Raw genomic sequence first — 11,127 nt, 5'->3', positions numbered from 1 at the left:
CAGATTTATAGATAGGAAACAAGATACTTTTTCCTTAAGAATGTTATTATCATGAAAACAGCAATAACAAGAATACTTTCATTTTTCAACTATATTTTATTAAAAAATACATTATGAGCAATCTTTTTCTAAAAATTTTAAAAAACGGGAGTGGTAATGTGCAATAAAAACCTTGTTTCTCGTTTACCCCTTTACACCTTAGCCCTTATCCCTGTTTTTTATCGTTTAATCAATTTTAGCATCTTTTTATGTGTTTTGCCGTTTGTTGCCAGAATATTTTCCCCTAAAAGATATCCTTTCCCATTTGCATAATCGGTAACTTTTCCGCCTGCTTCCCGGACTATAAGAGAGCCGGCAGCCACATCCCACGGTTTAAGGCCTTCTTCCCAAAAAGCTTCATACTTTCCGCGTGCAACATAAGAAAGGTCAATTGCAGCAGAACCAAGCCTCCGCAGTCCCTGAACTTTAGTTAAAATTCCGGAAAAATTTTTTAATACCCGTTTTGAACTTTTATGCACGTAATAAGGAAACCCCGTAACTACAAGTGACCTTACCAGGCTATTTATCTTTGAAACTCTTATTCTTTTACCGTTTAAAAAAGCTCCTTTGCCTTTTTCTGCTACAAAAAGCTCCTTTAGACGGGGTGCATATACTACGCCGGATATTATATTTCCATTATGGCTGAGCCCGATAGAGACAGAGAAAATCTCCATACCGTGTATAAAATTGACCGTACCGTCAAGCGGGTCTATGATCCAGCAATATTCCGAACAAATTGCTTTCTCCTTGTCTTCTTCGCCAAGCGTCGTATGCCCGGGAAACCTTTGTTTTATTATCTCAAGTATAGCTTTCTGGCTTTTCTTGTCTGCGATAGTCACAGGGTCTATTTCGCCCTTGTAATCAACTTTTATATTTTTGTTGAAATATTTCTTAAGTATTTTTCCGCCGGCTAAAGCTGCTTCAATAGCTGTTCTTGTGAAAGGTGACAAGTTTTTTGGGGTATTGTAATTCATGGGAGTGCTATATTTTGATGGGGTTGTACTTTTTATTCCGAAACCGGCCGCCCTCGCTTCTTCTGCCACAGGGCAGCGCTTCGGGTCGGCTTCAAATCCCTTATCAGGGAAGTAAAACGGGGACGACGGGATTTTTTCTCCCTCACCCGCTTCGCGGGTTCATCCGAAACCGGCCGCCCTCGCTTCTTCTGCCACAGGGCAGCGCTTCGGGTCGGCTTCAAATCCCTTATCAGGGAAGTAAAACGGGGACGACGGGATTTGAACCCGCGATCTCTGCCTTGACAGGGCAGCGTGTTAAACCAGGCTACACCACATCCCCTTTTACAGTTACCAGTTACCAGTGACCAGTAATCAGTAAACAGTTAACATCAAACTACAAAATTCAAAAGAGCAAAAATCTATTTAATGGGTTATAATTATACACTGAATTACTACAGTATGTCAAATTTTTTGTGTTCTTACTGATTTCTAATGCAGTTGTTGGTAACTGGTCACTGGTTACTGTTCACTGTAAATGGTGGGCAGTGCAGGATTTGAACCTGCGGCCACTCGCGTGTAAGGCGAGCGCTCTTCCGCTGAGCTAACTGCCCAAAAAATGATTTATTATAATACCATTTTGCACCTTATATTTCAACCATTGTTATCTTGAAAAACTCTACTAAAGATGTACGGTATATGTTTAAAGTGGGATTTTATGTCAAAAGATGCCTTGATCTCTTGAGGCTTTAGAAGGTTTGAAATATTCTTTTCTGTAAGTGCACATTTTTCAAGGCTGATATTTTTTTCCCTCGCCTGGAAAGCCGCTTTTTGGACTATATCGTATGATTTTTCCCTGGTCAAGCCTTTTTTTACAAGCGCAAGCAATAGAGTACCCGAAAATATCGCATCCTGGAATGTCTTTAGATTCCGTGCCATGTTTTGAGGATAAACCACCAGCCCTGAAAGTATTTTATTCATCCTTGCAAACATGAAATCAAGCAAAATTGAGGCATCAGCCAGGGCAACACGCTCGGCTGAAGAGTGGCTTATATCCCTTTCATGCCACAAAGCAACGTTTTCCATGCCTGCTACTGCATAACCTCTTAACAGCCTTGCCAAACCGCAGATATTCTCTGAAAGTATAGGATTTCTTTTATGAGGCATAGCACTTGAGCCTTTTTGTCCCTTTGTAAACGGCTCCTCCGCTTCCATGACTTCTGTCCTTTGCAAATGCCTTATTTCAGTGGCAAACCGCTCCAGCGAAGCGCCTATTAAAGCGATCCTGCAAAGATAGATCGCATGCCTGTCGCGCGGTATCACTTGCGTTGAAACAGGCTCAGGCTTAAGCCCGATCTTTCTGCAAACATAACTCTCAACATCCGGGCTTAAATGAGCGAACGTTCCAACCGCTCCCGAGATATTGCCGTAACTTATTGTTTCTTTTGTATTTTCAAGAAGAGCTATTACACGCTTCATTTCCGAGTACCAGGATGCCATCTTGAGCCCGAATGTCATCGGTTCAGCATGTATCCCGTGAGTCCTTCCTATCATCGGAGTATTTTTGTATTTTAAAGCGAGTTTTTTTATTGTTGAGGCAAGTTCTTTTGCTCCTTTCAGCAGCAAACCACAGGATTCTTTCATCTGCACTGAAAGAGCTGTATCAAGCACATCCGAAGAGGTCATTCCAAGGTGTATATACCTTGAACTGGGGCCTACCTTTTCTCCGACCTGAGTTAGAAAAGCTATTACATCATGCTTTACGGTTTCCTCTATCTTATTTATGCGCTTAATATCAACAGAAGCTTTTTTTCTTATCTGGTTTACGTCAGCTTTCGGAATAATTCCTTTTTTGGACATAGCCTCGCATGCAAGTATTTCGACTTCAAGCATTTTATTAAACTTGTTTTCCTCAGACCAGATATCAGACATCTCTTTGCGGGAATAACGAGGAATCATAAGACCTCCAAAAGCTATAAGCTATAAGTTTTAAGCTGTAAGAAAAACCTTGCATTAATTATGCTTTAAGTTTCTTTTTAAGTCCGGAAATCATCTTTCCTATCTCTTCGCATTCTCGATAAATAACTTCCGTATCCGTTGTGGAAATATATTTCAAATCTCTGCTTAAAATAAGATGATACTTTGTTTCCTCAAGAGAGGTTTCTGCTATATTAAGAAAATGGATAAATTCTCTGTTGCTATTTTTCTTGCATCCTTCAACTATATTGGTTGGAACAGAACTCGCAGCCCTTCTTATCTGGGAAATTAATCCGAATTTTTCCTCTTCAGGAAATGTTTTTGTAATTACATATATCGACAATACAAGTTGATGTGCTTTTTCCCATACTTTTAGATTCTTAAATATTGCCATCTCTTGGCCTTTTCTTAATGTTCTGCCTTTTATCTTTCTTACAGCTTACAACTTACCGCTTATAACTATTTTTATTGCTTCCGGGTATATCTCATGCTCTATCTCAAGCACTCTTTTAGCCAGAGATTCACATGTATCAGTTGCAAGCACCGGGATTTTTTTTTGTATTATTATTCTGCCATGGTCGTATTCTTCATCTACCATGTGCACTGTGGCGCCGGACTCTTTTTCCTTGGCCTCTATGACCGCTTCATGGACATAATGGCCGTACATGCCTTTTCCACCGAATTTCGGAAGTAGTGCAGGATGGATATTTAATATTTTGCCTGAAAAAGCTTTAATAAAATCAGGTTCAAGCTTCCTCATAAATCCTGCAAGGCAAACCAGGTCAACCCTGTATTTTTTAAGTTCATCTATATATTTTTTGCAATAAGAAATATCGTCCTTAAACTCTTTACGGTCGATAAAGACACCGTCTATACAGCTGTTTTTGGCGCGTTCAAACCCGTAGGCATCCAAACGGCTTGATAAGACTAACGAAACTTCAGCAATATCTTTTAAAATTCCGTTTTTACAGGCATCGATTATCGCCTGCAGGTTTGTCCCCCCGCCGGAAATTAAAACTCCTATCCTCTTTTTAGACAACAGATACCCCTTTTTTACCTTTTTTGACATAACCTATTATCTGTGAGCCTTTCAGCAATTTCTGTACAGCACCAGCCCTGTTTTCTCTGGCTATTACAACCATCCCTATACCCATATTGAAAGTACGGTACATTTCTGTCTCGGGTACAGCTCCTTTATTCTGGATTATATGAAAAATATCTGGAACGCTCCAATAACTTTTGTTTACCACAACATGGCAGTCGTCCGGCAGGAGCCTTTCAATGTTATCGTAGAATCCACCTCCGGTAATGTGTGCGATCGCAGAAATACTTTTCCTTTCCCTCTTCAGCAGATTTAAGATCTCCTTGACATAAATCCGTGTCGGTGCCAAGAGGTATTTCCCGTATTTTTTAATGGCTTTTTTAGAAAACACCTTTCTTATGAGCGAATACCCGTTTGAATGAGGCCCGCTTGACGGAATCCCTATAAGCACATCTCTGGCTTTTATATTTTTGCCTGATATTTCTTTTCCTTTCTCTACGACTCCGACCGCAAAACCGGCAAGGTCATACTCTTTACCGGAATAAAAACCCGGCATTTCGGCTGTTTCGCCTCCGAGAAGCGCGCTACCTGATATCTTACAGCCGTCTATAATTCCTTTAATTACTGTTTCTGCAAGACCGACATTTAATTTGCCGCACGCAAAGTAGTCAAGGAAGAAAAGAGGCTTCGCCCCGCAGCACACCAGGTCATTGACATTCATGGCAACGAGGTCTATGCCTATCGTATCGTGCTTATTTATAAGGCCCGCAACTTTCAGTTTTGTACCCACACCATCGGTAGAGCTGACGAGGTAATATTTTGTATTCTCCAGCGGGAAGAGCCCGGAAAACCCCCCGATGCCGGGCACCATCTTTTTTATTCTTCTTACAAGTTCATTACCTGCATCGATATTCACTCCGGCTTTTGCATAAGTTAATGTCATATTACCCTCTTTTTAGCGTAGAGCGGATAGCGGATAGCGTATAGAAAAACTTTACAATCCTCTACGCTCTACGCTGTACGCTAAACGCTATATATTATTTCCTGCTTCCCGGTTTTACGAACGGGATCCCTTTTTTGCACATAGGGCATTCTTCCGGTGTATAACATTTTAACTCTATTTCAAGAAGCGAGAACTTAGGCACTCCAAAATCAGCCTTCCCGCCGCTTCTGTCTACCAGAGAGGCAACACCTATTACCTTACTTCCCGTAGATTTAACCACTTCTATTACTTCATTTGTGGATTTTCCGGTAGTGATAACGTCTTCCACCAACAGACAGTTTTCATGCTGTAAAATATTAAAACCCCGGCGTAAAGTTAATTTACAATCCACTCTTTCACAAAAGATCGCTCTCTTATCTAAAACTCTGCCTAACTCGTAACCTATAATAATTCCGCCGAGTGCCGGAGATATTACAAGGTCTATAGACGATTTTAAACTTTCAAGCTTTTTTGCAATCTCAATTGCAAGCATCTCTGCAAGTTCCGGATACTGCATTATCAGAGCAGACTGGAAATAGGTATCCGAATGAAGCCCGCTCGATAGTAAAAAATGGCCGGACAATAACGCTTTTTCTTCTTCAAATAATGTTTTTATTTCTTTGGGTTCCAAACTAACCTCCTAAACCCTAAACTCGAAACAATAAACTCTAAATAATTTTAAAACTCAAAACTTTAGATTTTGAATTTTGGATTTATTTAGGATTTAGGGTTTAGAGTTTAGAAATTTCTTCATATATTTTCTTTGCCGCTTCTTTCGGATTTTCCGCTTCTATTATAGGGCGTCCGACCACTATGAAATCTGCTCCGGCTTTTATCGCTGACGACGGAGCAGCCACTCTTTTCTGGTCATCATTTGCATTTGCAATCCTGATACCCGGGGTAACAACGGTAAATTCTCTGCCGCATTCTTTCTTGATTAGCCCTATCTCAAGAGGTGAGGCTATCACACCGTCGGCCCCACTTTCTTTGGCAAGTATAGCAAGTTCAACAACTTTTTCTGGTTTTGTTTCCTGGCTTGTAAGAACGGTTACAGCCCAGAGTTTCGGCCTGTTCTGAATGCTTGACGCCTCGGCTATCATATCTTTGCCACCGCTTGAATGAAGAGTCAGGCTGTAAACTCCCAAATCAGCAGCAGATTGAACCGCTCTTTTTACTGTCTGGGGAATATCGTGGAATTTAAGGTCAAGGAAAACTTCTTTATTAAGCTTCTTTATCTTTCCAACTATCGAAGGCCCGCTTTTTAAAAAAAGTATAGGCCCGACTTTGAATATATCTACATATTCAGAGAGGGCTTTTACCATATCCAAGGCTTTTTTTTCTTCATAGATATCCAAAGCCAGAATCAATTTCTTCATATTATACCGGAGTTTACTCTAGAAAGCCTGATTTTGTCATTCCTGCGAAAGCAGGAATCCAATCTTTATTCGGATACTGCACTTACTGGATTCCCATTTTCATGGGAATGACACTTTTTAAAACCGCACTTATACCTTTAATTTTCCTATTATTTCATCAAGACTATTTAATTTATTCTTTTTTATATAATTCTCTATGCCTTTTACAATATCAATTGTTGCTTTTGGCTCTATAAAACTCGCAGTGCCTATGCTTACAGCGCTTGCACCTGCCAGGAAAAATTCTATTGCGTCTTCTGCAAATGATATTCCCCCGCAGCCTATGATAGGGATATTGACCGTCTTTGCCGCAAAATAAACACACCTTAATGCAAGCGGCTTAATTGCCGGGCCAGAAAATCCACCTGTTATATTTGCAAGTTTAGGTTTCAATGTTTTTATATCTATTGCCATTCCTGGAAACGTATTTATAAGAGATATTGCATCCGCGCCAAGGCTTTCAAGAAAAGTTGACAATTCCGCTATATCCTCTACGTCAGGAGAAAGTTTTGCTATTAAAGGAAAAACGGAAGTTTCTTTTGCTCTCAGCATTATTTCCTTTACAAGTTCCCGGTCCTTGCACACTATCCCTTTGTCAAGGTTGGGGCAGGACAGGTTAAGCTCTATCGCTTTTATCCATTTTTCATCCTTAAGCAACCCTATCACTTTAGAATACTCATCTGCTGTTTTACCTGCAATGCTTACTATTACAGAAGTTTTAAGTTTTGAAAGGACACAGGCTTTTTCTTTGACGAACCTTTCTACGCCTATATTCTGAAGGCCTATGCTGTTAAGCATGCCGCCGGCCACTTCGCACAGCCTCGGAGGAGGATTCCCCTCCTTTGGTTTCAATGTGATAGTCTTTGTTATTATACCGCCGAGCTTTGAAACATCGGCCAAATCCGTTATTTCATCCCCATAGCCGAATGTACCTGATGCCGTAAGCACGGGATTTTTAAATTTTATTCCTGCGATGGTGGTAGATAAATCTAGTTTCACCTGTAAATCCACCTTAAATTTCTTTTAACGGCTATTAAAATGCTTTGATAATACAATTTGTTTCCTTTTAATCCCCTCATAACCACAGGTGATCCTCCGAAGCAATGTTGCCAATGCACCGAACAGGTGCGTCTATGGGCAAGATGTTTTGCGCAGGAGGGTCATTTTAATCCGTTAAGCTTTCCCAGTCAATTTTATCGGCATTAAAAACAGGTCCGTCATCGCATACTTTCCTGTAACCTTCGTTTGTTTTGACGACACAACCCTGGCAGATCCCTACACCGCAGGCCATCATTTCTTCAAGTGACACAAAACACTCAACTCCGAGTTCTTTTGCCGTTCTGGCAGCGCTTTTAAGCATAGGCTTAGGCCCGCAGGAGTAAATGACAGCTGTTGAACACGTATCCCGGTCCAAACTTTCACGGCACAGGTCCGTTACGAAACCCTTAAAACCCGCTGTCCCGTCCATGGTAGAAAGTTTTATCTGCCATTTTTTCTTCTTAAATATTTCAAGACCGACAATATCTTTTTTACTCTGTGTTCCGTAAAAAAGGATGCCCGGCGCGGGTAGCTTTTTTGCCAGATACGCAAGGGAAGCTATCCCTACTCCGCCGGAGATCAATACCGGTATCTTATTTTTTGCAGGTGGAATTTCATATCCGTTGCCAAGAGGACCGAGTAGATTAAGGCTTTGCCCTTTTTTAAGACTTGCCAGGCTTTCCGTGCCTTTGCCTATGACTTTGTACAAAAACTCTACTCTTGTGTCGTTAATATCAAAAATGCTCAAAGGCCTTTTTAAGAAAACTCCCGGAACTTCCAAGAGGCAGAACTGGCCGGGATAAGAAACCCGAGCCAGGTGAGGTGCCTTAAAAACGATCCTGTAATAGCTCGGGTGAATACTATCATTCTTTATTATGGTTAACGGTTCGTTTCTTCTTTTATCGGCCAGACTACTTCACCTCCGACTATCGTTTTTTCTACAAAACCGGCCAAGGTACGGCCGACAAACGGAGAATTCTTGCTCTTGGAAACAAAATCTTCTTTCCTTATCACATAATTCTTTTTTATATCTATTATAGTTATGTCTGCTATATTTCCTTTCTTTAAACTGCCCCTGTCTTTTAAATTAAAAATTCTTGCAGGATTTATGGTCATCTTGGACACAGCTTCGCTTAACGTCATAACTTTTTTATTAACGAGCTCTGTGACCACTAAAGAAAGCAGGGTTTCAAGCCCTATTATGCCGAACGGGGCCAGGTCGTATTCTTTATTCTTTTCTTCAATAGTATGGGGAGCGTGGTCTGTCGCTATACAGTCAATAGTCCCGTCTTTCAACCCTTCTATTATCGCAGAAACATCTTCTCTGGTACGTAAAGGCGGTTTCATCTTGGTATTTGTGTCATAATTAGTTTTTTTGACGTCTTCTTCTGTGAGCGAAAAATAATGCGGGCAGGTTTCAGCGGTAACTTTTATTTTTCTTTTTTTTGCCTGCCGTATCAAGTCCACGGATTCTTTGGTTGAGACATGAGCAATATGAAGATGCCCGCTTGAAAGCTCGGCAAGCATGATATCTCGGCTTACGATAATATCTTCCGAATGAGTAGGTATCCCCCTTAAACCAAGCACCATCGAAGTATAGCCTTCATTCATAACGCCGTTTTTTGTAAGTGCTGTATCTTCGCAATGAGATATAACTGGTATATCAAACATTTTTGTATACTCAAGCGCCCTGCGCATGACCTGCGAATTCATAACGGTATTTCCGTCGTCGCTTATTGCTATTATGCCCGATTTTTTAAGTACCCCTATCTCGGCAAGTTCTTCTCCGTTGGAACCCTTGGTGATACAGCCGATAGGAAAAACATTCACTATCCCTTCTTTTTGAGCTTTAAGAAGGACAAACTCCACCGCGGGTGCATTATCAAGAGGAGGATGGGTATTAGGCATGCAGAAGACCGATGTTACGCCGCCGTGTGCTGCAGCGCGGGTGCCTGATGCGATAGTCTCTTCTTCTTCATGCCCCGGTTCCCTGAGATGAGTGTGCACGTCGATAAGACCCGGAATTACAACTTTACCCTTTGCGTCAATTTCTACAGCACCGTCAGCTTTTATGCCATTTTTTACCTGTTCTATCCTGCCGTTGTTTATTAATATATCCGAAATATTGTTCAGTTTTGTTTCAGGGTCAACAACAAGGCCGCCTCTAATTAAAAGTTTCAATCTGTTTTCCTCCGAGATATTTTATCTCTTTTTTGCAGATAGGAGATAAAGCACAGCCATCCGTACGGCTATACCGTTCGTGACCTGCTCATTTATTACAGCATTGGCACTATCAGCTACATCTGAAGATATCTCTATGCCGCGGTTCATGGGGCCGGGGTGCATAATTAAAGCATCGGGCTTTGCGAACTTGAGCCTTTCTTTATTCATCTGAAAAAGCTCTATATATTCATGGACCGAAGGGAAAAGGCTTTCCTGCTGGCGTTCAAGCTGAATACGCAGGATATTTATGACATCCACGCCTTCAAGCGCTTTTTCGATATCATAATAAACTTTTACGCCTAATTCTTCTATTTTATACGGAATCAGGGTCGGAGGCCCGACTACCCTTACTTCAGCACCGAGTTTGGTTAACCCCCAGATATTTGATTTTGCCACCCTTGAGTGAAGTATATCTCCTACTAAAAGTATCTTTAAGCCCGCTATTCTTTTCTTTTTTTCTCTTATAGTAAAAAGGTCTAAAAGGCCCTGGCTTGGGTGTTCGTGAAAACCATCGCCTGCATTTATTATCGAAGCATTGAGGTTCCTGGCAAGGACAGCCGGAGCTCCCGCAAGGCTGTGCCTTATAACGATAAAATCCGCTTTCATAGCCTCAAAGGTTTTCCCCGTATCTATAAGGCTTTCGCCTTTTACAACGCTTGAAGTTGAAACCGCGATATTTACCAGGTCAGCCGAGAGCCGTTTTGCCGCTATCTCAAAAGAGGTCCTTGTCCTTGTGGACGGTTCATAGAAGAGGTTTACAACGGTTTTCCCGCGCAAGGTAGGCACTTTTTTTATTGAACGGGTGAAAAGGTCTTTGAACGGACGCGCTGTATCAAGAATAAGTTCGATCTCTTTCTTGTCCAAATATTCAAGCCCTAGCAGATCTTTTGATTTTAAAGGCATTTATTTTTCCTTTTGCCTGAGTATTACGTTGTCTTTGCCGTCAACCTCATCTACTTCAACGGCAACTATTTCTTCTCTTTTTGTCGGGATCTTCTTGCCGACAAAATTCGGCTCTATGGGAAGTTCCCTGTGCCCCCGGTCTATCAAGACGGCAAGCTCTATCCTCTTCGGCCTGCCAAAATCTATCAGTTCATCTATCGCGGCCCTGACGCTCCTGCCGGTAAAGATAACATCATCTACTATCACGACAACTTTTCCGTTTATATCAAAAGGTATGACAGTATCTTTCACAACAGGCACTGATGCCATGGAATCCATGTCGTCCCTATACAGGGTAATATCAAGAATACCGAAAGGTATTTCTTTCAGGCCTTTAGCCGGTTCAGACTTTAGTATTTCTGTTATTATCCTCTTTCCTATAGGAACTCCTCTTGTCTGGATGCCGATGATGGCAATGTCTTCCACGCCCGAATTTTCTTTTACGATCTCATCAGCCAGGCGTTTTATAGCTTTATTCATTTCTTCTTTATTCATAATTATCTTATTTTTATTTGCCAT

The 11,127-nt window shown here is 41.3% G+C and carries 12 protein-coding genes and 2 tRNA genes; all 14 read right to left on the bottom strand.

What is annotated here, in order from left to right; translation table 11 throughout:
- Positions 1-218: 218 nt before the first annotated feature.
- A complete protein-coding gene (locus LHV68_00385) occupies positions 219-1,082 on the bottom strand; it encodes an inositol monophosphatase (GenBank protein MCB4790323.1) in 864 nt (287 codons plus the stop codon).
- A gap of 174 nt (positions 1,083-1,256) precedes the next feature.
- Positions 1,257-1,332 (bottom strand) — tRNA-Asp (locus LHV68_00380).
- Positions 1,333-1,528: 196 nt separating this feature from the next.
- Positions 1,529-1,603: transfer RNA gene (locus tag LHV68_00375), tRNA-Val, on the bottom strand.
- 40 nt (positions 1,604-1,643) lie between these two features.
- A complete protein-coding gene (purB, locus tag LHV68_00370) occupies positions 1,644-2,948 on the bottom strand; it encodes an adenylosuccinate lyase (GenBank protein ID MCB4790322.1) in 1,305 nt (434 codons plus the stop codon).
- A 58-nt stretch (positions 2,949-3,006) separates the two neighbouring features.
- Positions 3,007-3,360, bottom strand: coding sequence for a four helix bundle protein (locus LHV68_00365; GenBank protein ID MCB4790321.1), 354 nt, complete (start codon positions 3,358-3,360; stop codon positions 3,007-3,009).
- A gap of 45 nt (positions 3,361-3,405) precedes the next feature.
- Positions 3,406-4,035: a phosphoribosylglycinamide formyltransferase gene (purN, locus tag LHV68_00360; GenBank protein MCB4790320.1), complete on the bottom strand. Its 630-nt coding sequence runs from the start codon at positions 4,033-4,035 to the stop codon at positions 3,406-3,408.
- On the bottom strand, positions 3,998-4,951 hold the full coding sequence (purM, locus tag LHV68_00355; GenBank protein MCB4790319.1) for a phosphoribosylformylglycinamidine cyclo-ligase: 954 nt from the start codon (positions 4,949-4,951) through the stop codon (positions 3,998-4,000). The genes purN and purM overlap by 38 nt, the downstream gene beginning before the upstream one ends.
- 94 nt (positions 4,952-5,045) lie before the next feature.
- Entirely contained in the window at positions 5,046-5,621 is a 576-nt protein-coding gene (gene pyrE / locus LHV68_00350; GenBank protein ID MCB4790318.1) for an orotate phosphoribosyltransferase, read from the bottom strand.
- Positions 5,622-5,721: 100 nt separating this feature from the next.
- Positions 5,722-6,366 (bottom strand): orotidine-5'-phosphate decarboxylase, encoded by a 645-nt coding sequence (gene pyrF, locus LHV68_00345; GenBank protein ID MCB4790317.1) that lies wholly within the window; start codon positions 6,364-6,366, stop codon positions 5,722-5,724.
- A 129-nt stretch (positions 6,367-6,495) separates the two neighbouring features.
- Positions 6,496-7,404, bottom strand: a complete 909-nt coding sequence (locus tag LHV68_00340) for a dihydroorotate dehydrogenase (protein ID MCB4790316.1) — start codon at positions 7,402-7,404, stop codon at positions 6,496-6,498.
- 166 nt (positions 7,405-7,570) lie between these two features.
- Complete coding sequence (locus LHV68_00335) at positions 7,571-8,152, bottom strand: dihydroorotate dehydrogenase electron transfer subunit (protein ID MCB4790315.1); 582 nt, start codon at positions 8,150-8,152, stop codon at positions 7,571-7,573.
- Positions 8,153-8,322: 170 nt separating this feature from the next.
- Positions 8,323-9,624, bottom strand: a complete 1,302-nt coding sequence (locus LHV68_00330) for a dihydroorotase (GenBank protein MCB4790314.1) — start codon at positions 9,622-9,624, stop codon at positions 8,323-8,325.
- Between the two features lie 21 nt (positions 9,625-9,645).
- A complete protein-coding gene (locus LHV68_00325; GenBank protein MCB4790313.1) occupies positions 9,646-10,569 on the bottom strand; it encodes an aspartate carbamoyltransferase catalytic subunit in 924 nt (307 codons plus the stop codon).
- Positions 10,570-11,127 (bottom strand): bifunctional pyr operon transcriptional regulator/uracil phosphoribosyltransferase PyrR, encoded by a 558-nt coding sequence (gene pyrR, locus LHV68_00320; GenBank protein ID MCB4790312.1) that lies wholly within the window; start codon positions 11,125-11,127, stop codon positions 10,570-10,572.

The organism is Candidatus Liberimonas magnetica (genome assembly GCA_020523885.1).
GTDB lineage: Bacteria > Elusimicrobiota > Endomicrobiia > Endomicrobiales > JAFGIL01 > Liberimonas > Liberimonas magnetica.
Note: the sequence above shows the minus strand (reverse complement) of the source record. Positions and strands in the feature narration are given on the sequence as shown.

Bases quoted from the DNA above. Each gene is read 5' to 3' on its own strand.
- purB (MCB4790322.1), bottom strand. From the start codon at position 2,948: ATGATTCCTCGTTATTCCCGCAAAGAGATGTCTGATATCTGGTCTGAG.
- LHV68_00365 (MCB4790321.1), bottom strand. From the start codon at position 3,360: ATGGCAATATTTAAGAATCTAAAAGTATGGGAAAAAGCACATCAACTT.
- purN (MCB4790320.1), bottom strand. From the start codon at position 4,035: ATGTCAAAAAAGGTAAAAAAGGGGTATCTGTTGTCTAAAAAGAGGATA.
- purM (MCB4790319.1), bottom strand. From the start codon at position 4,951: ATGACATTAACTTATGCAAAAGCCGGAGTGAATATCGATGCAGGTAAT.
- pyrF (MCB4790317.1), bottom strand. From the start codon at position 6,366: ATGAAGAAATTGATTCTGGCTTTGGATATCTATGAAGAAAAAAAAGCC.
- LHV68_00325 (MCB4790313.1), bottom strand. From the start codon at position 10,569: ATGCCTTTAAAATCAAAAGATCTGCTAGGGCTTGAATATTTGGACAAG.
- pyrR (MCB4790312.1), bottom strand. From the start codon at position 11,127: ATGGCAAATAAAAATAAGATAATTATGAATAAAGAAGAAATGAATAAA.